The sequence below is a fragment of the Mycobacterium sp. E740 genome (genome assembly GCF_001672895.1).
Classification (GTDB): Bacteria; Actinomycetota; Actinomycetes; order Mycobacteriales; family Mycobacteriaceae; genus Mycobacterium.
In genome coordinates, this window is record NZ_LZKP01000163.1 from 1 (window position 1) to 26,002 (window position 26,002).

A 26,002-nucleotide genomic window follows, 5' to 3' on the forward strand; every position below is an offset into this window, starting at 1 on the left:
AGTCGACGCCGCTGTGCTCGGCGAACCGCCTGTCCTCGATCGAGACGATCGCGAGTTTCATCGTGTTGGCGATCTGCTCGCTGGGCACCTCGAACCGGCGCTGCGTGTACAGCCACGCGATCGGCTTGCCTGCGGCGTCGACCATCGTCGTCACCTGCGGGATGTCCTCTTCGACCAGCTGTGCCGACCCGTTGGCGACGATGTCGGAGGCCCGGTTCGACAACAGCCCGAATCCGCCCGCGAACGGAAACATCAGCGCAGCCGCCAGCACGCCAGCCAACAGGCAGCACAGGGCGAGTTTGGCGACCGTCCCCCTGACCGGTGAACTCTCCGGCATGTCAGCAGGGTATTGAATCGGGACCGGCGGTGAACGTTCCCGCGCCGAAAATGTCGGTTGCCATTACGTCACGTCCGGTCGAGATCCCACTGGCCGAAGTCCGCAGCAAGGACGTCGTTCAGATCGACATGGGTTTTCCCGACGGCCACACCGGGCTCGGAAGGCCCGATGACCACCGCCTGATACAGGACAGCCCTGGGCTCACGCTCACCGGCAGACCACGCTTTCGTCTGCCAGGCCCACCAGTGTCCGTCGCTGCTGGAGCGGCCGATCACGGCGTCGCCGATCGCCCATGCGCACGCGCGTGCGTGTCCGTAGAGGCCGGTGCGATTGACGCCCAGCACCGAGTTGATCCCTCGAAACCATTCGACTGCGACGTTCTGCCAGGTGTCGAGGTCGATGTCCTCGTCGACGCTGAAGAAGATGGGCGCCGAAGCCGGGCCGCCGGCCGCCGCGTGTAGCCGTAGGGCGGTCTGCGCGTCTGCCACGCCGCCGTCGTAACCGCGGGTGTAGTCCGACGGTGTCGGCCAGCCCGGTTTGCCGTACTGGTAACAGCTGACGACGTGGAGTCCCGCCGCACGCAGGGAGTCGGCATACTCGCGGCTGACGGGCTTGAAGTCGAAGTCCGCACCCGGCCGCAGTTCGGACACGTAGACCAGGGCGCCGTCGAAGCCCGCCGCCTTCAGCTGATCCGCCGGAGCCAGCCGGGTCGCGAAATCGGCCAGCTTGAGGGGAGCTGCGGAGGCCTTTCGCGCGTTCACAGTCGCCCCCGCCGCCGCGAGAAGCAGAAGAACGGGTGCGGAGACGGCATACTTGAGGACTTCGCGTCGTGAACGGGATGGCCCTTCGCTGAGTCCAGCCGTCGGCGAGGTGTCGGGCACGGCGCGATGGTAACAACCAGGTGCTCCACGAAATGCAGGTCGGCGGATTCATATGCGGTACGAGTCACGGTCGAGGATGCGGCTCAGCTCCGCGGTGCGCGCCACCATCGCGCTCGGAGCTGTCTTGCTGACAGCTGCAACGGCTTCCGCATGCGGTGCCCGGCCGGACCAGCCGCCCGCGCCCGCCAGTCGTCCGCCGGTGGTCGCCAGCCCGAGCCCGCATCCGCCGCCGCCGCCGGCTGCCGTCCCGACCGTCGACCTCCCAGCGGTCTCGAAGCTGATGAACGACGCGATAGCGGCGCACCGGCTGCCAGGTGCCGTGGTTGCGGTCGGCAACGGTGGCAACCTCGTTTTCCACCAGGCGTACGGCTCCCGGCTGCTGGCAGCAGAATCGGGTCGAGACGGCGCGTCCGCGCGTGACGAACCGATGACCGAGGACACGATCTTCGACCTGGCGTCCTTGACGAAGTGCCTCGCGACGGCCACTGCCGTCATGCAGCTCTACGAGCAGGGCAAGGTTCGGTTCGACGACCCGGTGCAGACGTATCTGCCCGGCTTCAACGTCGATGACGACCCGCAGCGCGCGCAGGTCACGGTCCGAATGTTGCTCACGCACACCTCGGGTCTGGCGGGCGATCTCGATTTGAGGGATTCGTGGGGGCTCGCCGCCGGCGACAAGGCAGAAGGTGTCCGTCGTGCGCTCACGTCGCCGCTGCAGGCGACGCCCGGCGGCGCGTTCGGCTACTCCGACATCAACTTCATCCTTCTCGGGGCGCTGGTAGAGCAAGTCAGCGGTGAGCCGGAGGACGTCTACGTCGAGCGGAATGTCTTCGCGCCGCTGGGCATGGCAGACACCCGCTACCTTCCTGCGGCCAAAGCCTGTGGCCCGCAGGATGTTCGAGGAGCTGCGATCGCCTGGGTCGCCGCGCCCGACCCACGCGCGTCGGGCACCTGTCCGGCGGGGACTTGGAGCACGAGCGTTTTGTCGCGCACCGCGCCGACAGCGCTCGACGAAGAGGGCAGAGCCGACCCGGGCAGTAACCCGGATCTCGACCACCTGCTCCGTGGCACGGTCCATGATCCGACTGCGCGACGGATGGGGGGAGTGGCCGGCCACGCCGGGGTGTTCTCGACGGCGCGCGATCTCGGCAGCTACGCCCAGGCGTTCCTCGACCGGCTGGCCGGCCGGCCCAGCAATTTCCCTCTGACACAAGCGACTCTGCAGCTCATGACCTCGCCGGAGCAGCCGGGGCATTCGGCTCACCAGATCGAGGCGGCGAATGATGCCGACAGGGGTTCGTCATCCATGCCGCCGATACCGGCGATCAGCGGGCAGAACCTGCGTGGCTTCGGCTGGGACATCGACACGGGCCATTCCCGCCCCAGGGGAAGAATCTTTCCGGTGGGCAGCTTCGGTCATACCGGGTTCACCGGAACCTCCATCTGGCTGGATCCCGGATCGGACACGTACGTCGTTCTGCTCACGAACGCAATCCACATCCGCGGCAGCCGACCGGTCTCCGATCTCCAAGCCGAGGTCGCGACAGCGGTGGCCCAGTCCCTGCACCTGTACGGCAGCGCTCCGCCGCCATCGACACCTAACCCGAAGCCCCGCTGATCTACGGAGAGTTGATCGAAGTGTTCCATGCACAACGGGAGTTCGTCGCGTACGGCCCGTCGCATCTGATCGTCCTCGTCTTGTTCGCCGTCGGTGCGGCGCTCCTGATCTGGGTCGGGCGGCGGCAGGCCGACGCGCAGGCCCGGTTGTTCGCCCGTGTCTTCGCTCTGCTGATTCTGGCGGCCTTCGCCGTAGCGCTGGTCTACAAACTCATCCGGCCCGACCTCCAGACCTCCGTGCCGATCCAGCTGTGTGACGTCGCGGAGCTGATGGCTGCGTATGCGCTGTGGTCGCAACGACATTGGGCCTTCGCACTGACCTATTACTGGTGCCTGGTCCTGAGCTCGCAGGCGTTGATAACCCCGGATGTGGGCACGCCGGAAGAAGGCGCGCCGGACTTCCCGCACCACCTGTTCGTCACGTTCTTCGTCCTGCACGTGTTCGCGGTGTGGGCGGCCATCTACCTCACCTGGGGACGAGGGATGCGTCCACGATGGCGCAGTTACCGTTTCGCGATCCTTGCGACCCTGGTGTGGGCCGCGGTGACCTTCATCTTCAACCTGATCGCGGGCACGAATTACGGCTATCTGAACAGGAAACCGCCGACCGCGTCCGTCCTCGACGTCTTGGGCCCGTGGCCGCTGTATCTGCTGGCCGAAGTCGCGATCGTTCTCATCGTGTGGGCATTGTTGACGTGGCCGTGGGAGCGAATCCGGAAGAAGAACGCGCTCGAGAGCGAGAACGCGGTCAAGACAGTCTGATCCGCTACTGCTGTTCGTGCGGGCGCCACATCTGAAGCGTGGACTGTGCGCCGTTCGGTAGTTCGATGAGTTCGATGGGCGTGCCGTCGGGATCGTAGACGAACAGCATCCGCACGCCCGCAATCTCGACCACGGGGGTAGCGCGGACGTTCGGGTGATCCCGTTGCAGCGCTTCGGACGTCGCGTCGAGATCGCTCACGCGAAACGAGACGTTGGTGTAGCCGAGGTGAGGCCCGTTCTGGCCGGCCGGTACGGCACCGAGGTACAGGAGCTCGACCATGACCGCTCCGATGAGGCCGCCGACCATCCGACCGCGCTGTGCGGCCCCACCCGTGACGGCGTCCATCCCGCCCTCGTCGAGGGTGACGTCGAAGACCACATCCATGCCAAGCACTCGGGTGTAGAAGGCAAGGGACGCGTCGAGGTCGGAGACACCGATGCACACGTGAGAGAAGTTCTCGATCGAAATTGGTTGAGGCTCGGTCACATCGCTCCTCAACGCCGGATGAGCCGGCTGGGTCCCGCCGCGACGAGTTGGCCGGTCAGGCCGCGAAGCGGCAGGGGTAGCGCGGCCTTGAGTCGCTTCCGACCCCGAAGGCCCGCAACGAATCCGAAGAGCGCGCCGAGCAGGAAGACCATCCGCGTGCGCCGCTTGTTCCGCCGCATTACCGCCGACGCGGCGAATCCGCCGGCCGCGGCGACGATGGCAACCGCCAACAGCAGCGCAATCGACGCGGGCGGTCCGAACAAACCCATAGGCAACCTTCCGGGCCGTCGTCTGCTTGAGCCGTTGACCCGATCAAATCACCTCGGTCGCCGGCCGGCCCGGATGTTCGCTGTTCGTGACCAAAGCGAATGAGAAGCGTTAACCGGCTATGTGATCGTCACACCGCCGTCGACGACGATGGTTTGACCGGTGACATAACCACTGGCTTCCGACGCCAGCCACACCACCGTGCCGGAAAGTTCGTGAGGTGCGCCCACGCGGCCGACCACAACCCGGCTGGCGATCGTGCGGTCGAGGTAGCCGGGGGCGTATTCGTCGGTCATCTCCGACTCGAAGAACCCCGGCGCCAGGGCGTTGACGCGAATCCCCTTGCGACCGCTCCACTGCTGCGCGAGGTCGCGGGTGAGCCCGAGGACGGCGGCTTTGCTCGCGCTGTAAGCGGCCTGTGGCAGACCCGCGGTCGTGAGGGCCAGGACGCTCGACACGTTGATGATCGAACTGCCCGGCTGCATCACCCTCGCGCACGCTTGAGCCGCCCAATACGACCCGTTCAGGTTCACGTCGATGACGGCGCGGAACTGCTCGGGAGTCTCCCGCACCGCCGGCACCGCGGTGCCCACACCGGCGTTGTTCACCAGGACGTCGACCCGGCCGAACTCCTGCATCGCGGCGTCGACGAGCGCCGCGCACTGGTCGGGATCCGCCACGTCGGTCTGGACGCTGAGCGCGCGTCTGCCTGCTGCGGTGACGAGTTCGGCTGTCCTGTCGAGCTTTTCCACCCGGCGGGCAGCCAATACGACGTCGGCGCCGGCTTCAGCGCATGCTTCGGCGAACGACACGCCGAGGCCCGATGAGGCACCGGTGATGATGACGACTTTCCCGTCGAGTCGGAAGCGGTCCAGAATCGTCATCTTGGTCGTTCTCCTGCCGGTCGTGGTCATGCGGTGGGATCACCGTAATGCGTCGGGCACAATGCGCACACCAGCGGGGAAGATGTCGCTGGTGGGTTCGACCAGTGCGCGGCACTACTCGGCATCTCCGACCGATTGCGCTCACGCAGGGAAAGTGCGAGTAGCGGCCTGCGTGAGTGCAATCGAATCACGGCGGTGAAGGGGCGAAGGTGGTGTCGCTCGGCGAACCCGTCGTGCAGCAAGAACCCGTCAGGACGCCGGCTTCGGCGAAGTGACGCCCACGTCACGGTTACGCTGCGCTCAACGCCGCCAAGCAAGGCGACATTGAGGAGTGATGGATGGGCGTGTACGTGGTCACCGGATCTGCGTCCGGCATGGGTCAGCAGGCCGTCGAGAAGCTGAAGGCCGCCGGCCACACCGTGATCTCGGTCGACGTCAAAGAAGGTGACGTGGTGGCCGATCTGTCCGCGAGCGACGGGCGTCGCGCGGCAGCCGATGCGGTGCTGGCCGCGGCGTCGAACCGACTCGACGGCGCTGTGTTGGCGGCGGGAATCGGCCCGACCCCGGGACCGGACAGTCCACGGCGGATATTTCAGGTCAACTACTTCGGTGTAGTCGACCTGTTGCAAGCGTGGCGACCGGCGCTGGCTGCCGCTGATGCGAAAGTGGTGGTGCTGGCAAGCAATTCGACGACCACCACCCCGGTGGTGCCGAAGCGGGCGGTGCGCGCCCTGCTGGCTGATGAGCTCGAAAAGGCAGTGCGATGCATGCGGTTCTTCGGTCCGGCCGCGCCGTCGCTGGCGTACGCCGCCTCCAAGATCGCCGTATCGCAGTGGGTGCGACAAACCGCCGTGAGCCGTTCGTGGGCCGGTGAAGGTGTCCGTCTCAACGCGCTCGCCCCGGGGGCCATCATGACGCCGCTGCTGGAGAAGCAGCTCTCGACTCCGCGCGAAGCCAAAGCGATCAACGCCTTCCCGGTCCCGGTCGGAACATTCGGCGATCCGGCCAAACTCGCCGACTGGATACTGTTCATGCTTTCGGACTCTGCTGACTTTCTGTGCGGGAGCATCGTTTTCGTCGACGGTGGCTCCGACGCCTACTTCCGCGCGAAAGACTGGCCGAGAAGCGTCCCGGCCCACCGCCTGCCCTCGTATCTGTGGCGGTTCAGGAAGTTCTCGAAAGGCAGTTAGAACTTCGCGACGGCGCCGGCGTCGACGGGTAGCGCTGCGCCGGTGATGTACTGCGCCTCGTCGGAAGCGAGGAACAGCACGGCGTTGCTGACCGCACGCGCCTCGATCACCGGCTCGGGCAGCATGTGGAAGTGCCCGATCACGTGCATGGCATCCTCCATGGTCGGATCGGCGAGATCCGGGCGCACCGTGCGACGGAAGTGTTCGTTGTCGATCATCGGCGTCGCAATGTTGCCGGGATGAATCGAGTTCACCCTGATCCATTGCGGCGCAAGCTCGTTGGCGAGCGAATTCATCAGCCCGACGACAGCGTGCTTCGCCGACGCGTAATGGGCCATGTAACCGCCGCCGCGCAGCCCCAGCATGGAGCTGACCAAGATGATCGACCCGCCGCCGTTGGTCATGTGCGGTAGCGCCGCCTTCACGGTCTGCCATACACCGGTCACGTTGATGTCGAACATCGTCTGCCATGCCGCCTGCTCGATCATCGCGGCAGGCGCGGGGCTGGCGCTGATACCGGCATTGGCCACCACGATGTCGAGCGCGCCGAGTTCTGCCACCCCGCGGTCGACGGCGGCGCGAAGGCTCGGCAGGTCACGCACGTCGGTCTTGGCGGTGACGATGCGGCGGCCCGACTTCTCGACGAGCGCCGCGGTGTCGGCGAGGTCCGACTCGGATGGGCCGGGATAGCCGGCGGCGTCGATGTCCTCGCACACATCGACCGCGATGATGTCGGCGCCTTCTTCGGCGAGCCGAATCGCATGTTCACGGCCCTGGCCACGCGCGGCGCCGGTGATGAACGCGACCTTGCCGGCGACTCTGCCGGCGTTCCTGTCTGTCATGACGGCCTTTCCAGAGGGCTGCGGACAGTCAGAACGGTAGCGCGCGGGCGCGGGCGCTATGCATCCTCCATCGCTTGGCCGATTTCCTGTGCGACGCGGCTGTGTTCGTTCTGCATCAGCGCGTGGCCGGCTGCCAACACCAGGGCGACCGGCCATTCGATGATCTCCACCGCCGCGAGCGCGCCGAGTGCTCCGTAGAACGCCAGCTGCTCGGGTCGCGGAATGCTGACCTGACCGACGATCGGCAGATCCAGCGCGAACGTCCGAGCGTTGCGCACCCGGTGGACGGCGTCGCGGTGACTTGAGTTGTTTCGTGAGGATTTGGCCATTTCGTTAACCTCCCGTCATGGTGTTTTCGACGTTTGGACACCCGGTTTGCGGACCGTGTGAAGCGTGTCCACAACTGGTGTCAAGACCTCGTCGGACCCGTTGACGGTCGTCTCCGGGCTGATCACAATCCCGCTTCGTGAACTGTATGCGGTGTTGTGGCGGATGGGCGTCGTCGAGATCGACGACTGAACGCGGCTGAGCACCCACGGTGCGCAACCGGCCGCGGCGGTCGCCACTGTCGCGGTGCCCAGCGCCTGGGCCCAGCCCACCGGACCCAGCGGTGTGCAGCCGAGCAGCTGGCTCACCCCGGGCGTGCTGATCAGTGCGCCGAGGGTGACCAGGGACCCGGCCGCGGTGGCGATCACCAGCGGGCTGTGCGAGTCGATGAGCGTCTGGCCCAGCTGAGTGGTCACGAGGGCTACCAGTGCGACCGTCGAGGCGCGCCGCGGCGCCAGCGGGAAGCCTGCCATCAGCCATGCCGACGTGGCGGCTGCCGCCGTGGTCGTTCCCCGGATCGCCACGGTGCGCCAGACCGCCGATCGGTTCGGGCCGCGGCCCTCGTCGTCGGCCGACGCGACGGTCGGGCTGACGGCCAGCGCCGCAGCGGGCAGGGCATCGGTCATCATGTTCACCAGGAGCAGTTGGCGGGTGTTCAGCGGTGAGCTTCCGGTCAAAGCGGAGCCGATGATCGAGAACGCGACTTCACCGGCGTTGCCGCCCAGCAGCACCGCGACCGCCGCCTGCACCCGCCGCCACAGCTGCCTGCCCTCGTCGAGCGCATCCAGCATCGACCCGATCCGTCCGTCGAGCAGCATGACGTCGGCTGCGGTACGAGCGGGATCGCTACCGCGCGCGGCGACCCCGATTCCGACTGTCGCCGAGCGGATCGCCGCGGCGTCGTTGGCGCCGTCACCGACCATCGCGCACACCTGGCCGGTGCGCTCCAGCGTCTGCACCACCTGAACCTTGTGTTCGGGGGTCATCCGCGCGAACACCAACCTGTCGCGAACCGCACGTTCCTGGCCCCTGCGCGACAATGCATCCCAGTCAGTGCCGCTGATCACCTGCTTGGCGGTCACCGGCATGCCCAATTCGGCCGCGATAGCGGTCGCCGTCACGGGGTGGTCACCGGTGATGAGCCTGACCCCGATCTGCTGCGCTTTCAGCGACGCGAGCAGCGCCGCGGACTCCTGACGCGGGGTGTCTGACAATCCCAGGAGCCCTACGAAACGTAATCCGTTGTGGCACAGGTCGATCAGTGCATCATCGTCGATGAGCGCGGCCTCGGCCTGGGCGTCCGACACGTCGCGGCGGGCGACCGCGATGACGCGCAGGCCCATCTCCGCCATTTCGCGCATCGCCCGTTTCGTCTTCGGATCGAGGTTCGTGCAGGCCTCGAGGATGACTTCCGGAGCGCCCTTGATGCACAAGCGTCCGTCGGCCAGCGAGGCGGAGAACGGCCGGCCCGAGCGGAATGGGAGGTATCGGGCGCCTGCGACCGGTTCGTTCGCCGCGGGCGCGGCGGCCACCACCGCGGCGTCCGTGGCGTGCTCGTGGTGGTGGCCGTTCCGCGGCGGGGTGGCCCGTGCGGCGCATTCGGCCACCTCCGTGGCGCTGATCCCGGATGTTTTGTGTGTCTTCGTGACTCGCAGCCGGTTCTCGCTGAGAGTGCCGGTCTTGTCGAAGCAGACGACATCGACGCGCCCGAGCGCCTCCACCGATCGAGGGCTGCGCACCAATACACCCGCCCGGGTCAGCCGTCGTGCGCTGGCCTGCTGAGCCAGTGTCGCTACCAGCGGCAGGCCTTCAGGGACCGCCGCCACCGCCACCGCGATCCCGCTGGCCACCGCGCGACGCAGCGGCACCATGCGCAGCACCCCGAGACCGCTGACCAGCGCGCCGCCGGCGAGACTGAAGGGCAGCGCCTGATTGGTGAGGTCACGCAGTTGTGCCTGCAGGCCGACCGCCGACTTCTCGGCGGGCGCCACGTGGGCGGCCCGGCTGGCCTGCGTGGCTGCGCCGACGGCGGTGACGATCGCGACCGCAGTGCCGGCGACGACCGTCGTGGTCGCGTGCAGCATGCAGCTTCGTTCGGCCAACGCCGCGCCGGGCGTCGGCTCCGGTTGCTTGGCGACGGGAAGTGACTCGCCGGTGAGCGACGACTCGTCGACCTCGAGTTCGGCGGCCTCGACGATCCTCGCGTCGGCGGGCACGACTTCGCCGGGCCGTACCTCGATGACGTCGCCCGGCTGCAGATCCGCCGATTCGACGGTCTCACTGCCATTCTCGCCGATCCGGCGGGCAAGGGGGTTCTGTACGGCGAGCAGTCGAGTCAACAGGCGTTCGCTGCGGACCTGCTGCGTCGCGGCGAGCATCGCGTTGCCGGTCAGCACGGACCCGACGAGGATGGCGTCGACCGGCGAACCGAGCAGGGCGCTGGCTGCCGAGCCGACCGCCAACACCGGTGTCAACGGATCCGACAGTTCGGAACGCAGCGCTGTGGCGAGTTCCCTCGTCAGTCCCAGCGCCGGGCGGGTGACGCGGTTCACCGCATCGGCGGATGCACTCGCACTGGCCGTCAGTCGGGACTTCGGCTGCGCCAGTTCATGTTTCGGACGCGGCAACAGCTCACGCACGTCGTCGACCGACATGGCGTGCCAGTCCTGGGCCACGACGGGTGTCGGCACCTCCTCGCGGAGGGCCTGCCGAGCCAGGAACAAGCCGGTCACCAGACCGGCGGCGGCGCCGGCGGTCACCGGCCCTGGGCCGCGGCCGCGGACACCCGGAACTATCAGCAACGCGCCCAGCATCGACGCGCTCGTCGAGAGTTCGACGCCGCGCTCACTTGCCTTGCGCGCGGTGGGAAGTGCGCGGATGATCCGCCATACAGCGCCGAGGTCCGGAGCCAACAGGTCAGCCCGCCACGGCGGTGCACCCGTGCCCGGAATGACTCCGATTGAGACGTCCGCGGCCGAGATGGCTTGTGCGGCTTGGGTGGATATCACCGCCACCGTGTGCCCGCTGCTCTGCAGCTTCGTGACGGTCGCCGTCAACGCCTCATCGAGGGAACCCTCGACCGGATACAGTTCGTCGAAGGAGGGACGCAAGTCGTCGAGTTCGTCCGACTCGACGGACACCACTTCTGCCCCGGAGCGGCGGATCTCGCCGACCACGTTGGGCGCCAACGCATCCTGGACGTGGCGGACCAGCACCTCGGCCGTCGACGAGCCGTTAGCGCTTCCGTTGTTGCGCAGCGGTGCGCGTTGCCATCCCACAGCCAGCGACCCGCGTTCCAGGTTCTCGTGCGCCCACTTCCACACCGCCACGCGGTCCCGATCGGAAACGCCACGCATCCGTCCGACGCGAAGTCGGTCGCTGATCAGGACGCGAGGGTCGACCACGACGGCGTCGATACGATCGAAGCGCCGGATCGCCCACGGGTCGAGAGCGACGACACCGTGTTTGTCCGCCAGTCCGCGTCCGAACGACGCCGCGAATCCCTCCCGGGCGTTGCGGGCCGCCTTGGGCGTGGTGACCATTGCGGCCGTTCCGGCGGCATCGATGTCGCGAGTGACGAGAGCGACCGTTCCGGACGCCAGGCTCTGGGCCACGCTGCTGCGTTGCCCGTGCCGCTCCAGGGGGCCGGGCGGCATCGGAACGGGTCGCTGCGCAATCTCGAATACCGAAGCATCGTCGGCGTGCGCGGCGAGCATCGGTTCTGACCGCTGCCATGCCTGGGCACCCGCGCGCGTCTCCGCCACCTGGGTCAGGTGCCGGACGGTCTCGACGGCCAGCGACGTCGGCGCCTCGGTGACCGTGTACATCGCCGCGGCAGCGATCGCGATCACGGTGTCGGCGGCGCTCTGCCCAAGGCGGCTCTCGACCACGGCCCGCAGACGCGGCTGATAGTCGACGAGCGTGACCGCGGCGGCGACGCCGGTCGGTACGGCAGGCCACATCAACGCACGACCGGCCACTGCGGTGCACAGCCCGAGACCGTTGGCGGCGGTCGCGATGATCCTGTGCGCCAGCACGATTCCGTCGGCCGGAAGATCGGACGGGCCCCGATCGGCCGGGTCCGGTGAATGCGCTTCGGCGTCGGCGACCACCCGGCACAACGCCTCCATCGACGGGCCGTTCTCGGCGACGGTCACAACGACTCGTGACAACGGTCGATTGAGGCGTGCCGTTCGCACTCCCGGCTCCCGCCGGACGGCTCGCAGCACGGCGTCGGCCAACAGCTCCCCGTTTTCGCCCCCCAGCCCGCGAACCTCGATCCAGCAGCGATCCTCGTTCTGCCAACAACGCCGGCTGGGTGCGCCGCCGATGAGTTCTCTGGCCGCTGCGGCCACAGCCGTCACCGATTCGGAAGTCAGCGCGATCGGTGCCGTCACGGCTGTCGTGACGCTTTCGACCAGCCGTCCGAGGAGGGACGTCACTTCGTGGTTCTGCGCCGGGAGGCCGTCGTCTTGCCCGTCGCCTTGGCGGGCCTGCGTGAGGTCTGACGTGGCGCCGCCGCCTTGCGGGTCGACGCTTTCGTCGGGGAAGTGGTCTTCGTCGGGGGAGCGGTCGAGGTGAGTGGCCGGGCCGCCGGGACGTCCTCGCCGCCCGAGCGGCGGCTGAGCTGGTGCACCACGAGCGCCGCACCGCCCACTGTAAGCAGGACCGGCCACTCGACCAGCCCGGCGGCACCGATCGCGCCGATTGTCAACGCGGCCGCTGCGGGGGAATGACTGCCATTGTCCAGACCGGCGCGCACACCGGAAGCCGCCCCGCGCAGCCCACCGATGACGCCGTTGACGGCGGCCCCGCCGACCGCGCCGGCGGCCGCGGTGGTGACGTCAGCTGTCTTTGCCACAGCCCGGGTGGCCGCCGAAACGATGTTCATCAGAACTCCTCGCGCCTATTTACCCTAAAGCCATTTCCCCGCAACTAGGGGTTATACACCGCTTGGCTGAACAGAAACTGTTAAGAAAGTTCGGATGGTTCACCCAGGCTCGGGCCGTCCGGTGTCGGACGGGACGCGGTTTCGTTGATTCGCACGGGTGTTGGGATCAACCCGGCGGGTCGGCAGCGGGGGGAGCGGGAAGGAACTGGCCGAGCCCGGGCGGGATGTTCGTTCCGGGCGGCGGTGCGGTACCAGGTAGCGGATGGCCGAGTTGCTCCTGAGGCATCTGGCCGAGCAATCCGCCCCGCAGGAGCCCGGCACGGTACATGTCGATGTAACGGCCGAACCACTCGCGTCTGCTGACATCTGCGTTTTCCTCACCCGGCTTGACGTCGAACTGCCGGCCCTGCCCGGGCGCCGCCGGTTCGATATTCTGGGCGATGCCGTAGCTGTTGTTGAAGACGTTGAGATTTGGCGGTGTGCCCGGTCCCGCGTCCGGTGCCGACGGAACACTGTTCTGGCCCAACACAGTTGCCGCGTCAAGACCGGGGACTCGCGGTGCGCCGAGCTTACTCGGCGCAGGGTCGCCCGTCTGGCCGAGCACGGCCAAGCCGTTGGGCCCCAGCGGCACACCGAGAACGGGTACCTGAGGACCCGGCATCGGCGCAGGCGGAGGTGGCGGGGGAACCGGCGGCTGCGCGACGGCCGGTGCCGCCCAAGCGACCGCTGCTCCGGCGGCTACCAAGCCTGCTGCCGCAGCCCGTCCGAAAGCTGTTGTGCGACGGCGGATACCCATGCCGTCAGACGGTCTTCGTGACGCCGTAGTAGGCCACCACGTCGTCGGTGTCCGTCGTCGCGCTGGTCAGCGTCGCGTAAGACCGGAGGAACGACTGACCGACGCACCCATCAACTTTGATGTGGGTGTCCTTCAGGGTGACGCGGACCGGCGCGGCCTTGTACTCCTTCTTGTCGACCGTGACCGTGGTGACCGTTCCTGGTTTCGGGTGGACCTCGATCTTGCCCGAGATCGGGAACGTCATACCGGTCGGGACGAGCCCACCGGTGAGGGACGAACCGCTCGTGCCGATACCCGCTTGTCCGACGAGCCGGACCTGGTTGAGTTCGATACCGCAACCGATCTGGTACCCGACCTCGAGAGTGCCGCCGCTCAGGGCGGTGCTGCCACCGCCGGTCACCGTACCGGTGAAGGTCCCCCCGGCAAGGTATTCGCGAGACGACTTCGCGGTCGTCAGAGGCGCGACGGGCAGCTGTGTCTCGTCGCTGCCGACGACGTTCAAGATCCAGCCATCCGGTGTGACGACGACACCGGGCGGGGCGGAGGCGACCACGCCGGTGTCGGGTGGTGGCGCGGCGTTACCCGGTGGCGGAGGTGGGAGCGGCTGCGCCGCTGCAACCGGTGTCGCGCCGAGCGGGATCATCATGCAAGCGGCAGCTACCGCGATTCGATTCAACATTGATCTGCTCTCTGTCCGGATTCGTCTGTGGTCACACGGCTTTGGTGACGCCGAGATAGGTGACGACATCGTCGGTGTTGTCGGTCGAGCTCGTGAGCGTCGCGTACGAGCGGATGAACGACTGGCCTGCGCACTGGTCGGTCTTGATCCGCACACCGGTGAGCGTGATTCGTGTCTCTTTGCCCTTGAATTTCTTCTTGTCGATGGCGACGGTCGTCACCTGTCCGGGTTTGAGGTACACCTTGCCCTCCAGTGCGAGGCCGAATGCCCCGGTGACGTTTCCGTTGAACGGGATGCTGATACCCGGCGTGAAGCTGCCGGTGGGGTTGAACTCGGTCTCGTCGGAGATGATTCCGCAGCCGATCTGCTCGCCGGCCTCCATCTGCCCGCCGGCGAGCTTGGTTGAGCCGCCGCCGGTAATCCGCCCAATGAACGTTCCGGCGACGAGGTACTCACGGGAGGTGATCGCTGTGGTCAGGGGTGCGACGGGGAATTGCGTCTCGTTGCTACCGGTCACCTCGAGGTGCCAGCCGTCCGGTGTCTCGAGTATTCCGGGAGGTCCGGACGGTACGGCGCCCTCAGGCGGCAGCGGGTTGGTGGCACTCACCGGCACAACTGGGCCCGGCGGAGGGGATGGATCGGCCATCGCGAATGGCGTGGCCGCCACGGGGATCACGCAGACGGCCGCCAGCACGGCAAATCGGTTGAACATTGTTGAATCGGCGCCTTTCAGCTCGGAACGCAACGTTCCTACGGATCTCTCGCGACGGAGCCTCCACCGGGCATGTTGCCGATCGGTGAACGGCGGGCAAAAAGCTGCCATCGCGTTGCTGACCACAACCTCCTTCGGACGTTGCCGCGGCGAGCGAACCACAGCTATTTGCAAGGGTTTTCACAGGTAGTCGCATCCTCATCGATGGACGACGTGCAGCATCCGTGCTCACCTCGGCGGTGGAGAAGACATTTGCTCGTCGAGAAGAAATCTTTACCGTCCACGGTTTGCGGGATTGCCGGTCGTGTATTGCAATTGCGGAGGCCCCGCTGGGCAATCGCGGCCGCTTCGTGTACCGCAGGAAATCCGAACAGAAGAGGAAACGTGACATCACGCCAACTACGCTTGCGAGTGTCGACAGCGCTCATCGCGCTCGGCCTCGCTTCGTCATTGATGCCCGTCGCTTCAGCCGATGACCTCGTCGTGGATCCGGCGGCGCCGGGTCCGGTCCAGGTCGCCTCCGTGCCGACGTCGGACAATGCCGACCCGGCCGCGGTCGCGGCATGCTCTCAATTCGCCACGGTGCTCGACGGAAGCTCCTCGTACTACGGGGAATTCGCGGATTCCTTCGAGGGCTCCAGCTACGCCGACCCTGCGGTGCGGACCACCAACGTGACAGGCCGAACCGCGTTACGGGAGTCCGCCGCATTGGCGATGAAGGCGGCCGACACCCCTGGACTGTCGCCGGACATCGCTTCACCGATGCGGCTGTGGTCGCTCGGAGCCACCAAACTGCTGATGAAGATGGGACTTCGGATGTCCGGCGACGATCTGAATCGCACCGCATCCGAGATGAACAACGAAGCGACCAAGGCGCAAGAGGCATGCGCTGCGGCCGGAACTCACGCGTGAGCCGCGTAAACCATTGCGTGACGGGTCTTCTGGCTCTCCTGATGACGCTCTGCGGATGTGCGGGACAGGCGATGGTTTCCGCGCCGGCACTTGTGTCCGACCGCGCGCTCGGCGGGTTGTTGTTGGATGCCTCGGACGTCGCCGACGTGATGGACACCGATGCGATGAACGCCCATCCGCTTGTCACGTCGATGGGTGATCATCGCAACCTGTTGCCGAACCTGAATTGCCTCGGCGTCTGGCAGCCCGATGAGGCGCCGGTCTACGACCCCAGCCACTGGAAGTCGGTGCGTCAGCAGATGTTACGCACACCCGACACCGACCACTGGGAGCGCCTGGCCGTGCAGTCGGTGGTCTCATACCGCACCGCAGAGGGGGCCCGGGACTTCCTGGCCGAATCGGCGGACAGATGGCACGAGTGCAGGCACCACAGCATCAGCGTCCAGCTCAACAACCGTCCGCTGCCGGCTTGGCGCAGTGACGAATTGACGGTGACCGCGGACCGGCTCGCCATGCCGTACACCCGTGATGACGGAGGGCAACTCCGGTCATGCCAACACATCCTGCAGGCCGCTTCCAACGTGATCATCGACGTGGTGGCCTGTGTGCCGTCCGCGCAGCCGATGACCAAGGCTGACGACATCGCCGACCACATCGCAGCGAAGATCCGAAGATCGCGCTAGCTGTGCCGCACGATGAAATCGACCACCGCGTCGGCGAAGATGTCATTGCGATCGCCTGCGACCATATGACCGGCGCCGCCCACGTCGACGAACTCGATCGAGGGGAAGCGGTCGAGAAACTCGCCGGCGCGCTCCTCGGTCACCAGATCGCTCAACTGCCCACGCACCAGAAGGATCGGCACACCGGACCGCAGGATCGACGCCACCGCAGCGTTCATCCGGTCGACGTCGGCGACCTCGATCGGCGGACGCGCCGCCGTGCCGTCGATGAACTTGGGATCCCAGTGCCAGTACCAACGACCGTCACGCTCACGCAGATTGGTGCGCAGCCCGTCGAGATCACTGGGCCGGCGGCGATGCGGGTTGTACTCGGCGATCATGTCGGCGACTTCTTCCAGCGACTCGAACCCCGAGCGCATCCTCTCGGCCATGAAGTCGTGGATGCGTGATGCGCCCGACGGGTCCATCTCGGGAACGATGTCGACGAGCACGACGGCCCGCACCGCACCGGGCGAGAGTTCACCGGCGAGAAGCATGGTCGTGAACCCACCCAACGATGCGCCGACGATCACGGGTTGTGGCGGCAGCTCATCGAGCACTTCGAGGATGTCGCGGGCGAAACTGGTGACGCGGTAGTCGCCGTCGTCCGACCAGTCCGACTCGCCGTGGCCACGCAGGTCCACCGTCACGGCCTGCCAGCCGCGTTCGGCGACCGCTGCCGCTGCCCGCCCCCACGATCGCCGGGTCTGGCCGCCCCCGTGCAGGAACACCACCGCCGGCGCGGCGGGATCGCCGGTGCGGTCGGCGGCGATCGTCACACCGCCCTCTCCGGCGACGCGGAACATGTTGGGAAGCAGGCTCATTGCGTGACACCGGCCAGGACGGTACGAGCGATCGTCTCGGCTCGGCTGCGGCGAAACGAGCGGCCTTCGCTGAGAATCGCGTAGACGATGCCGCCGACGATGGCGTCGGCCGCAGCTTCCGACGTCGCGGCGCCCAAGCCGCCGCCCGACAGCCGCGCTTTGACGCTGTCGTGTAACGGCGCGCTGAATCCGGCGCGCATCCGCTCCTTTGTGTCCTCGTGTTCCATGCCGGCCACCGTGAGGACACGGAGCATGGCGTTTCCCCGTTCGGTGGTCAGCGTCGCCGCCAGATTGGTTGCCCAGCACGTGAGATCGTCGATCAGGTCGCCGGTGTCGGCGACCGGTTTGAGGATCCTGTCCGCGTCTTCGAGCAGCACGTCGGCGACGAGCACCGGGCGACTGGGCCACCAGCGGTAGATCGTCTGCTTCCCGACACCCGCGCGCGCGGCGACGGCTTCGATACTGAGCCCGTCGAATCCACGCTCCAGCAACAGTTCTCTGGTGGCGGCGACGATGGCCGCACGCGACTTCTCACTACGCCGGCGGGGAGTGCTCACGGGTGTGGTCATTGTTTTCTCCGCATCAGTCGGCTTTACAGATGTTGCCAGCAACCCCTAGTCTTGGCAAGACGAGACGTTGCGTCTCGTTTCAAGGGAGGAGCTCGGTCACCGGTGACTTCCACAAAGCTCGTCATCGGGGCCAGCGGGTTCCTGGGCTCACACGTGACGAAACAGTTGGTCGCGCGCGGTGACGACGTGCGGGTGCTGATTCGAGCGAGCAGTTCGACGCGCGGCATCGACGGGCTGCCGGTCGATATTCGCCGCGGTGACATCTTCGACGAACCGAGCGTCCGGTCGGCGATGGCCGGTTGCGACGTCGTCTACTACTGCGTCGTCGACGCCCGGCCCTGGCTGCTCGACCCAGCACCGTTGTGGCGCACCAACGTCGACGGATTGCGCGCGGTGCTCGACATCGCCGTGCAGGCCGGCCTGACGCGGTTCGTGTACACGAGTTCGATCGGCACCATCGGTCGGATGAAAGACGGGCTCGCTGACGAGACCACCGCACACAACTGGTTGCGTGCCGGCGGTGACTACATCCGCAGCCGCGTGGCCGCCGAAGAGATGGTGCTGCGCTACTGCGCGGACCGCGGCCTGCCGGGAGTCGCCATGTGCGTTGCGAACACCTACGGGCCGGGGGACTGGCTGCCGACGCCACACGGTGGGATGCTGTCGGCGGCCGTACGGGGCAAGATGCCCTTCTACATCGACGGTTACGATGCCGAGGTGGTCGGCGTCGAGGATGCCGCACAAGCGATGCTGCTGGCTGCCGAACGCGGCCGCGTCGGCGAACGCTACATCGTCTCGGAGCGGTTCATGAGCATGCGGGAGATCTTCGAAACCGGCTGTGCCGCTGTGGGCGTGCCACCGCCGCGACGGGGCGTCCCCATCTGGGCCATGGCAGCGGCCAGCCATCCGAGCGATTGGCTGGCGAGACTCCGGGGCCGCGAAACGCAGCTGACACCGTTGAACGTGCGGCTGATGCACATCATGACCCCGCTGGACCATTCGAAGGCGGTTCGGGAACTGGGCTGGAAACCCTCGCCCACTCCCGAAGCGATCGTCGCGGCCGCACGCTTCTTTCGCGATGCCCGCCGGCTCAGCAGGGCGGTCGGATGACCCTTGCGCTCACCCCTGAACAACGCGAACTCAGCGCCTCGCTCGCTCAGTTCGCCGCACGTCGCGCCCCGATAGCCGCTACCCGTGAGAGCTTCGACCTATTGGCGCAAGGCCGGCTCCCGGCCTGGTGGGACAAGTTCGTCGCCAACGGCTTTCACGCCGTCCACCTGCCGGAGCATTTCGGCGGCCAGGGTGGTGACCTCCTCGACGCCGCCTGCGTTCTCGAGGCGGCGGGCAAGGCGTCGCTGCCGGGACCGCTGCTGCCGACGGTCACTGCCGGCGCGGTCGCATCGCTCGCCGAACCGACGCAACCAGCCCAAGCGCTGCTGACCCGCCTCGCCGAAGGCGCCGCGGCCGCGCTGGTGCTGCCACAGGACGCCGACTTCACCGCGCGGATCGACGGCGAGCGCTGGGTCGTCACGGGCGACTCGGGTCTTACAGCTGGAATCTGCTCTGCAGCAGTCATATTGGTATGCGCGCTCACCGAGGAGCGCGATGAGATCTGGGCTGCGATCGACGCGGCGCACCCCGCCGTCACCGTCGAAGCCGGCGCAGGCACCGACTTGTTGACCGATGTCGGCAGTGCCCGGCTGAGCGCGTATCCGGTCGATCCGGCGGATGTCCTGCGCGGTATCGATTCCGAGCGAGCCGAGTACCTCGCCGTCGCGCTGACCGCGAGCATGGCAGCGGGCATCGCACAGTGGTGCGTGCAAGCCGCGACCGCGCACCTGCGCACCCGCGAGCAGTTCGGCAAGCTCATCGGCACGTTTCAGGCGCTTCAGCACAACGCCGCGATGTTACTGGTAAACAGCGAATTGGCCAGTGCCGCAACGTGGGACGCGGTGCGGGCGGCCGGTGAGTCGATCGACCAGCATCGAATGGCCGCGGCCGGCGCGGCCCTGATGGCCGTGGCGCCGTGTCCAGACCTCGCGCTCGACACGTTGACGATGTTCGGTGCGATCGGTTTCACCTGGGAACACGACCTGCACCTGTATTGGCGACGCGCCACCAGCCTGGCCGCCTCGGTCGGGTCGAGAAGCCGCTGGGCCCGACGGCTGGGGGAGGTGAGCAGCACGCAGGAGCGGAACTTCTCGGTCGACCTCGGTGACGCCGAAGCACCGTTCCGCGCCCATGTCGTCGAGACGCTGGACACCGCCGCGGCGTTGCGCAACGACGCGCCGGGGCGCCAGGGCGATTACGAGCACTTCGCCACCGGTCCGCAGCGAACGACCGTCGCCGAGGCTGGACTCATCGCGCCACACTGGCCGTCGCCATGGGGGATCGACGCCAGCCCGTTACAGCAACTCATCATCGACGAGGAGTTCAACAAGCGCCCTGCCATCGTCCGCCCCTCGTTGGGCATCGCCGAGTGGATTTTGCCGTCGCTGATCAAGGCGGGCTCAAAAGAGTTGCAGGATAGGCTTATTCCGGCCACCCAGCGCGGTGAACTCGCATGGTGTCAGCTGTTCAGCGAGCCGGGCGCCGGCTCGGACCTCGCCGCGCTGGCGACACGAGCGACCAAGACCGACGGCGGATGGCGCATCAACGGCCACAAGATCTGGACCTCGTCGGCGCACCGGGCGGACTACGGTGCGTTGTTGGCGCGAACCGATCCGAGCGCCGCCAAGCACCGCGGCATCGGATACTTCATCCTCGACATGCGCTCGGAGGGCATCGAGGTTCAGCCGATCAAACAGGCCAGCGGGGAGCAGGAGTTCAACGAAGTATTCCTCGACGACGTCTTCGTTCCCGACGAGATGCTGCTCGGCGAACCGACCGGGGGATGGGCGCTTGCCATCGCCACGATGGCCGAAGAGCGTTCGGCCATCAGTGGTTACGTCCAGTACGACCGGGCGGCGCCGCTGCGCCGGCTCGCCTCGGGCGACGAGCGCGACGACGTCCTGCGTGAGCTCGGTGAGCTCGACGCCTACGCGAACGCGATCAAGGCGCTGGGCGTGCGGGAGACCATCCGGTTGCTCGAGGGGCAGGCCGCCGGACCGGCCTCGAGCATCGCCAAGGTCGCGATGAACGTGCTTCTGCGCCGGACTTTCGCGGCCACGCTGGGTTCGCGGGGCCGGCTGGCGATGGCCACCGACCCCGAGGTCGTCCAGCCGTATCTGCGGGTGCCCGCGGAGCTGATCGGCGGGGGCACCAAGGAGATCCAGTTGAACATCATCGCGCAGATGATTCTCGGCCTGCCGCGGAAGTAATCCTGCCCGCTCAGCGCCGCAGCGGGGCCAGCAGCGCGTCGAGCGCATACGCGAAGACCGCGTCGTAGTCGGTCGGCGACTGCAGTGCCTCGACCAGTGCCCGATCGGGCCAGTCGTCGGTCCACAGCGACGGGTCCTCCTCGTCGTGCTTCTCACCGCGCACAGCCGAAAACTGCATCACCGCAGAGGAGATGACGTGCACTTCGACCGCGCGCAGCGCGAGGGCGGCGTCGCGCCCGGTCAGGCCCGCCTCGGCCAGCTGGGTCGCCAGGGCCTGTTGGACCGGCAGGAACAACCGCGGCGTCTTGTCGCGCTCGTGCGCGATCGCGAGCAGGTGCTGGCGCTCGATGAGCACCCGGCGCTGCGCGTGCGCGAGCGAGGCGATGCGATCGACCGCGGTGTCGCCCTCGGCCGGTAGCTGCGCCATCTCGTCGAGCAACCGGTCGACCAAACTGTCGAACAGCTTGTCCCGGCCGCCGACATGCCAGTAGATAGACGTCACCGCCACCCCGAGTTGTTCGGCGAGACCGCGCATGGTGAAGGCGTCCACCCCGTGCAGTTCGATCATGTCGGCCGCGGCGTCGAGGATGGTCTCGGCGCGGACCGTGTCCGCCGCGTCCCTGCTAGTCCTACGTCGCGGCGGCAACCGGCTCACCCCCGGTCATCCGGTCGCATTCGGGCAAGTCGAGATAGCGTTCGAGATTGCGGTGCATGTTGATCACCCGCCGCTCCTCATTGGACAGCGTCAGATGTGTGAAACCGGGCTGACGCAGACCTCGCTGCAGCCCGGCCAACACCGAGATGTCCTGGGTGAGAACGAGTCCCGGGTGCGCTTCCTCGGCGGTCATCCGCACGTCGACGGGCTTGATGCGCGGCGAACCCGGTGCCATCCGCGTCCACAACAGCATCATCAGCTCACCGCGGTTCGGGTCCGGGCCGGGATGCGACGTCATCACGGTCAGATGGTCGGCGTTCATCAGCAGCGTCATGTTCGGGAACACGTTGTACTGGTGCAGCCGCATCACCTCGTCGGTGCCGGCCCAACCCAGGTCGACACCGCGCGACGCCGCGAACGCGCGGGTGCGCTCGGCGATCACATCGGCGACCGATGCGCCGGGCGCCCGCTCTTGAGGCAGCGGCGTCCCCTCTTCCACGCCCATCAACGCACCCTGCGTCGTGACATAGGCGTCCCACACCTCACCGTCCGATGGCGGGTCGCGCAGCAGCGGACTCGGCACGCCGTAGACCTGTTCCGACTTGCCGGTGTGCCCCCAGATCCTCTGCGGCGCATACACGTCGTCCATGCAACGGTGGAGTTCGGGGTGCAGGGTTTGGATGTGGTACGTCTCGCTGTATCCGTCGGCGATCGTCTTCCAGTTCGCGTCGACCTCGATGGTCATCGTTGCGTAACAACGGAATTCGCCCAGGCGGCACCATGCGGCGTCTTGCGGGACCGCTTCGAGGTAGTCGAGCAGGGGCATCGCGCCGGTGTCGAGGTTGACGAAAACCAGCCTTTCCCACACATCGACGGCGACGGGCACCAGCGGGAAGTCGGCCATGTGCAACTCGCCGAAGCCCTTGCGGTTGGGCACTCGTCGCAGCGCGCCCGCGAGGTTCCACGTCCACCCGTGATACCCGCAGCGCAGTTCACGCAGCCCGGCACCGGAACCGGTACACAGCGAGTTGCCGCGATGGCGACACACGTTCTGAAAGGCGCGCAGCGTGCCGTCGTCACCGCGCACGACGAGGACCGAGTACGGTCCGCACCGGTACTCGAAATAGTCGCCGGGCTCGGCGACGTGGTCGACGGTGCAGGCGAGCTGCCAGACCCGCGGCCACATCCGCTCGATCTCGAGTTGCGCGAAGCCCGGCGAGTGATACCGCTCGGCGGGCACCAGGGTCGGGCACACCGGCGGGGCGCCGATCGCATCCTCTCGCCGAACGCTCTGCGTGTGCGTCACAAATCGTCCCTCCCACGCTCTGTAACGGTGTTACAGTGCGAATCCTAACGGCCCGCACCGCATTCGGAGGAGCAATCGTGTTCGACCTCAAGATCATCGGAGGAACCGTCGTCGACGGCACGGGCGCACCGCGGTTCGAGGCCGACGTCGCCGTCAAGGACGGCAAGATCGTCGAGGTGCGTCGGCGCGGCGCCGGTGACGCCCCGTTGGAGGGAGAGGCCGCCGAGAACATCGACGCGACCGGGAAGATCGTCGCCCCGGGCTTCGTCGACATCCACACCCACTACGACGGTCAGGTCAGCTGGGACAGCATGCTCGAACCCTCCAGCAATCACGGGGTGACCACCGTCGTCACCGGCAACTGCGGTGTCGGCTTCGCGCCGGTGCGGCCCGGCCAGGAGGAATGGCTGATCGGCTTGATGGAGGGCGTGGAGGACATCCCCGGCAGCGCGCTGACCGAAGGCATCTCATGGGGATGGGAGAGCTATCCCGAATACCTCGACGTCGTCGGCAAGCAGCAGTTCTCCATCGACGTGGGCAGCCAGATCGCCCACGGTGCCGTCCGCGCATATGCGATGGGCGAGCGCGGCGCCCGCAACGAGCCGGCCACCCCCGACGACATCGCCGCCATGGCCCGTCTCGTGCAGGAGGGCATCGAGGCCGGCGCCCTGGGGTTCTCGACGTCGCGCACCCTGGGCCACCGCGCCATCGACGGCGAGCCGGTTCCCGGCACGTTCGCCGCAGAGGACGAACTGTTCGGACTCGGCCGCGCCATGGCCGCCGGGGGCAGGGCGGTTTTCGAGCTGGCACCCCAAGGCGTCGCCGGTGAGGACATCATCGCGCCCAAGAAGGAACTGGAATGGATGAAGCGGCTGGGGGCGGAGATCGACCGGCCGATTTCGTTCGGGATGATCCAGGTCGACGCGGCGCCGGACCTGTGGCGCGAACAGCTCGACATCTCGGCCGAAGCGCACGCAGCGGGCAGCCAGTTGTATCCCCAGATCGCGGCGCGTCCGTTCGGGATGCTGTTCGGGTTCCCCGGCCACCACGCGTTCACGCACCGCCCGACGTTCCGTCGCCTCAAGGCCGAGTGCGGCCGCGAGGAGCTGGCCCAGAAGCTGGCCGATCCCGCCGTCAAGGCCGCGATCCTGGCCGACGACGACCTGCCTCCCGACCCGACGAAGTTGTTCGACAACATGTTCGCGCTCGTGCAGTACTCGCTGGGCCGCATCTATGCGCTCGGCGATCCGCCGGACTACGAGCCGACCGTCGAACGCACCGTGGAGAAGATCGCGAGCGACCGCGGTGAAGATCCGCTCTCGACGCTCTACGACTTGATGCTCGAAGACGACGCGACGGCCATGCTGATGCTGCCGTTCTACAACTACTTCTACGGCAACCACGACGCCATCCGAGAGATGCTGCTGCATCCCGCGGGCGTCGTCGGCCTGTCCGACGGCGGTGCGCACTGCGGCATGATCTGTGACGCGTCCTATCCCACGTTCCTGCTGACGCACTGGGCACGCGACCGCAAGCGCGGCGAGAAATTGCCGCTGGAGTACGTAGTGCGCAAGCAGTCGTACGACACCGCGCAACTGTTCGGGCTGACCGATCGAGGCGTGATCGAGGTCGGCAAGAAGGCCGACGTCAACGTCATCGACATGGACGCGTTGACCCTGCATCCCGCCCGGATGGCCTACGACCTGCCGGCCGGTGGACAACGCCTCGTGCAGGGCGCGTCGGGCTACGACGTCACGATCGTCAGCGGGGCCGTGACGCGGCGCCGCGGCGTCGACACCGGGGCGCGCCCGGGCCGCCTGGTGCGCGGAGCTCGTTGAGCGTCGGTCCCGCAATTGACAGCAGATAGTTCGACGGGCTAGATATACCTCACACACGGTGGACGGACACCCGTCCAGCGGGTGAGGCGCGACCGAGGGGCGGGGCATGACCAAGACTCGAGCCGCCCGCTCCGACGACGATCCGGAAGTCGGCACGATCGGGCGGTCGCGGATCGCGCACGCGATCCGCGTGCTCGCGGTGCCGATCATCATTGGTTGGCTGGTGCTGACGGCGGTCACCAATGTGTTCGTCCCGTCGCTGGAGAAGGTCGGCGAAGCCAACACCGTCTCGATGAACGCCCACGACGCGCCGGCGTTCATCGCGATGCAACGGGTCGGCGCCAATTTCAAGGAGTTCGACTCCGACAGCAACGCGATGGTCATCCTCGAGGGTGACAAGCCGCTCGGCGCCGACGCGCACCGTTACTACGACGAGTTGCTCAAGCGGTTCCGGGCCACCCCCGAACACGTCGAGCACGTCGCCGACTTCTGGAGCGACCCGCTGACCGCGGCAGGCGCCCAGAGTGCCGACGGGAAATCCGCTTACGTGCAGATCTACCTGCGCGGAAACATCGGGGAGACGAAGGCCAACGAGTCGATCAAGGCGGTGCGCAACATCATCGCCGAGACGCCTGCGCCCGAGGGAGTCAAGGCATATGTCACCGGCGGAGCGGCGCTCAACGCCGACCAGCGCGTCGCCGGTGACAAGGGCGCGGTCAAGGCCACGGTCGCCACGCTGATCGTCATCGCGGTGATGCTGCTGTTCGTCTACCGCTCGATCGCGACCATGATTCTGATCCTGCTGATGGTGTTCGTCGAACTCGGCGCCTCGCGCGGGATCGTCGCCTTCCTCGGCAACGCGGGGTTCATCGGGCTGTCGACGTTCGCCACGAGCCTGTTGACGTTGATCGCGATCGCGGCGGGCACGGACTATGCGATCTTCCTCATCGGCCGGTACCAGGAAGCCCGCCAAACCGGTGAGGACAAGGAGACCGCGTACTACACGATGTTCCACGGCACCGCCATGGTCTGGAACCACGGCAGCCTGGTGAACTTCAGGCACAACAAGGCTCCGGCGATGGTGAGGCCCGAACCCAGCACCACGTGGGCGGTGCCGTGGAACATCGTGTAGTACGCGGTCTCCTTGTCCTCACCGGTTTGGCGGGCTTCCTGGTACCGGCGGC

24 protein-coding genes and 3 pseudogenes are annotated in these 26,002 nt (G+C 67.2%); 10 read left to right on the forward strand and 17 right to left on the reverse strand.

The genetic code is table 11. From position 1 onward, the window contains the following. Together A5663_RS15660 and A5663_RS15665 are read right to left on the reverse strand one after the other, a co-directional pair. Positions 1–337: transglycosylase domain-containing protein (locus A5663_RS15660; protein WP_197503416.1), on the reverse strand; the 337-nt coding region annotated here is incomplete at its 3' end. 68 nt (positions 338–405) lie between these two features. Further along, complete coding sequence (locus A5663_RS15665; RefSeq protein ID WP_082974175.1) at positions 406–1,218, reverse strand: DUF1906 domain-containing protein; 813 nt, start codon at positions 1,216–1,218, stop codon at positions 406–408. Between the two features lie 76 nt (positions 1,219–1,294). On the opposite strand from A5663_RS15665, the gene A5663_RS15670 reads away from it, so the two are divergent. Then, positions 1,295–2,836, forward strand: a complete 1,542-nt coding sequence (locus tag A5663_RS15670) for a serine hydrolase (protein ID WP_197503417.1) — start codon at positions 1,295–1,297, stop codon at positions 2,834–2,836. A 20-nt stretch (positions 2,837–2,856) separates the two neighbouring features. After that, on the forward strand, positions 2,857–3,597 hold the full coding sequence (locus tag A5663_RS15675; RefSeq protein ID WP_197503418.1) for a TIGR02206 family membrane protein: 741 nt from the start codon (positions 2,857–2,859) through the stop codon (positions 3,595–3,597). Between the two features lie 4 nt (positions 3,598–3,601). Here the strand turns inward: A5663_RS15675 and A5663_RS15680 are convergent, their stop codons facing one another. From A5663_RS15680 to A5663_RS15690, 3 genes are all read right to left on the reverse strand, one after another. Continuing rightward, positions 3,602–4,084, reverse strand: a complete 483-nt coding sequence (locus A5663_RS15680; RefSeq protein WP_197503419.1) for a VOC family protein — start codon at positions 4,082–4,084, stop codon at positions 3,602–3,604. An 8-nt stretch (positions 4,085–4,092) separates the two neighbouring features. Beyond that, the gene (locus tag A5663_RS15685; RefSeq protein WP_068150842.1) at positions 4,093–4,353 is read right to left on the reverse strand and encodes a hypothetical protein; all 261 of its coding nucleotides are present in this window, start codon (positions 4,351–4,353) and stop codon (positions 4,093–4,095) included. Between the two features lie 117 nt (positions 4,354–4,470). Next, complete coding sequence (locus tag A5663_RS15690) at positions 4,471–5,235, reverse strand: SDR family NAD(P)-dependent oxidoreductase (RefSeq protein ID WP_068150897.1); 765 nt, start codon at positions 5,233–5,235, stop codon at positions 4,471–4,473. Between the two features lie 338 nt (positions 5,236–5,573). Here A5663_RS15690 and A5663_RS15695 point away from each other — a divergent pair, with 338 nt between their 5' ends. After that, positions 5,574–6,425, forward strand: coding sequence for an SDR family oxidoreductase (locus A5663_RS15695; protein WP_068150846.1), 852 nt, complete (start codon positions 5,574–5,576; stop codon positions 6,423–6,425). Here A5663_RS15695 and A5663_RS15700 read toward each other — a convergent pair. Beyond that, positions 6,422–7,267: a mycofactocin-coupled SDR family oxidoreductase gene (locus A5663_RS15700; RefSeq protein WP_068150848.1), complete on the reverse strand. Its 846-nt coding sequence runs from the start codon at positions 7,265–7,267 to the stop codon at positions 6,422–6,424. The two genes, A5663_RS15695 and A5663_RS15700, sit on opposite strands and share 4 nt — an antisense overlap. 56 nt (positions 7,268–7,323) lie before the next feature. Next, positions 7,324–7,596: a hypothetical protein gene (locus tag A5663_RS15705; protein ID WP_068150850.1), complete on the reverse strand. Its 273-nt coding sequence runs from the start codon at positions 7,594–7,596 to the stop codon at positions 7,324–7,326. Between the two features lie 64 nt (positions 7,597–7,660). On the opposite strand from A5663_RS15705, the gene A5663_RS23740 reads away from it, so the two are divergent. Beyond that, positions 7,661–7,786 carry an Rv1535 domain-containing protein gene (locus tag A5663_RS23740; protein ID WP_255396381.1) on the forward strand — a complete coding sequence of 42 codons (126 nt, stop codon included), beginning with the start codon at positions 7,661–7,663 and terminating at the stop codon, positions 7,784–7,786. On the opposite strand, the pseudogene A5663_RS23855 reads toward A5663_RS23740, so the two are convergent. The 5 genes and pseudogenes from A5663_RS23855 to A5663_RS15730 form a co-directional block, all read right to left on the reverse strand. Further along, a pseudogene (locus tag A5663_RS23855) lies at positions 7,732–12,036 on the reverse strand (HAD-IC family P-type ATPase); the annotation flags it as partial. The gene A5663_RS23740 and the pseudogene A5663_RS23855 sit on opposite strands and share 55 nt — an antisense overlap. Continuing rightward, positions 12,033–12,485 carry a hypothetical protein gene (locus tag A5663_RS15715; protein ID WP_068150857.1) on the reverse strand — a complete coding sequence of 151 codons (453 nt, stop codon included), beginning with the start codon at positions 12,483–12,485 and terminating at the stop codon, positions 12,033–12,035. The pseudogene A5663_RS23855 and the gene A5663_RS15715, both read right to left, overlap by 4 nt. A 166-nt stretch (positions 12,486–12,651) precedes the next feature. Continuing rightward, positions 12,652–13,146 carry a hypothetical protein gene (locus tag A5663_RS15720; RefSeq protein WP_197503420.1) on the reverse strand — a complete coding sequence of 165 codons (495 nt, stop codon included), beginning with the start codon at positions 13,144–13,146 and terminating at the stop codon, positions 12,652–12,654. 139 nt (positions 13,147–13,285) lie between these two features. After that, positions 13,286–13,960: an MspA family porin gene (locus tag A5663_RS15725; RefSeq protein ID WP_068150864.1), complete on the reverse strand. Its 675-nt coding sequence runs from the start codon at positions 13,958–13,960 to the stop codon at positions 13,286–13,288. A gap of 31 nt (positions 13,961–13,991) precedes the next feature. Then, a complete protein-coding gene (locus tag A5663_RS15730) occupies positions 13,992–14,672 on the reverse strand; it encodes an MspA family porin (protein WP_068150866.1) in 681 nt (226 codons plus the stop codon). Positions 14,673–15,083: 411 nt separating this feature from the next. On the opposite strand from A5663_RS15730, the gene A5663_RS15735 reads away from it, so the two are divergent. Then, positions 15,084–15,584 carry a hypothetical protein gene (locus tag A5663_RS15735; protein WP_231976801.1) on the forward strand — a complete coding sequence of 167 codons (501 nt, stop codon included), beginning with the start codon at positions 15,084–15,086 and terminating at the stop codon, positions 15,582–15,584. Between the two features lie 17 nt (positions 15,585–15,601). Continuing rightward, positions 15,602–16,267, forward strand: coding sequence for a sensor domain-containing protein (locus A5663_RS15740; RefSeq protein ID WP_231976802.1), 666 nt, complete (start codon positions 15,602–15,604; stop codon positions 16,265–16,267). Here A5663_RS15740 and A5663_RS15745 read toward each other — a convergent pair. Next, positions 16,264–17,130 (reverse strand): alpha/beta fold hydrolase, encoded by an 867-nt coding sequence (locus A5663_RS15745; protein WP_068150873.1) that lies wholly within the window; start codon positions 17,128–17,130, stop codon positions 16,264–16,266. The two genes, A5663_RS15740 and A5663_RS15745, sit on opposite strands and share 4 nt — an antisense overlap. After that, entirely contained in the window at positions 17,127–17,699 is a 573-nt protein-coding gene (locus tag A5663_RS15750; protein WP_068150876.1) for a TetR/AcrR family transcriptional regulator, read from the reverse strand. The genes A5663_RS15745 and A5663_RS15750 overlap by 4 nt, the downstream gene beginning before the upstream one ends. Positions 17,700–17,801: 102 nt before the next feature. On the opposite strand from A5663_RS15750, the gene A5663_RS15755 reads away from it, so the two are divergent. Beyond that, entirely contained in the window at positions 17,802–18,809 is a 1,008-nt protein-coding gene (locus tag A5663_RS15755) for an NAD-dependent epimerase/dehydratase family protein (RefSeq protein WP_068150879.1), read from the forward strand. Beyond that, entirely contained in the window at positions 18,806–21,019 is a 2,214-nt protein-coding gene (locus A5663_RS15760; protein WP_068150883.1) for an acyl-CoA dehydrogenase, read from the forward strand. The genes A5663_RS15755 and A5663_RS15760 overlap by 4 nt, the downstream gene beginning before the upstream one ends. 10 nt (positions 21,020–21,029) lie before the next feature. Here A5663_RS15760 and A5663_RS15765 read toward each other — a convergent pair whose 3' ends face one another. Both A5663_RS15765 and A5663_RS15770 read right to left on the reverse strand, forming a co-directional pair. Next, positions 21,030–21,674, reverse strand: a complete 645-nt coding sequence (locus A5663_RS15765) for a TetR family transcriptional regulator (protein ID WP_082974180.1) — start codon at positions 21,672–21,674, stop codon at positions 21,030–21,032. Continuing rightward, a complete protein-coding gene (locus A5663_RS15770) occupies positions 21,649–22,980 on the reverse strand; it encodes an SRPBCC family protein (protein WP_068150886.1) in 1,332 nt (443 codons plus the stop codon). The genes A5663_RS15765 and A5663_RS15770 overlap by 26 nt, the downstream gene beginning before the upstream one ends. Before the next feature lie 77 nt (positions 22,981–23,057). Between A5663_RS15770 and A5663_RS15775 the strand changes: the two genes are divergently transcribed. Further along, positions 23,058–24,818 carry an amidohydrolase family protein gene (locus tag A5663_RS15775; protein WP_068150889.1) on the forward strand — a complete coding sequence of 587 codons (1,761 nt, stop codon included), beginning with the start codon at positions 23,058–23,060 and terminating at the stop codon, positions 24,816–24,818. Between the two features lie 106 nt (positions 24,819–24,924). Next, a pseudogene (locus A5663_RS15780) lies at positions 24,925–25,848 on the forward strand (MMPL family transporter); the annotation flags it as partial. Here the strand turns inward: A5663_RS15780 and A5663_RS22685 are convergent. Next, positions 25,833–26,002, reverse strand: a pseudogene (locus tag A5663_RS22685) (MMPL family transporter); the annotation flags it as partial. The pseudogenes A5663_RS15780 and A5663_RS22685 overlap by 16 nt on opposite strands.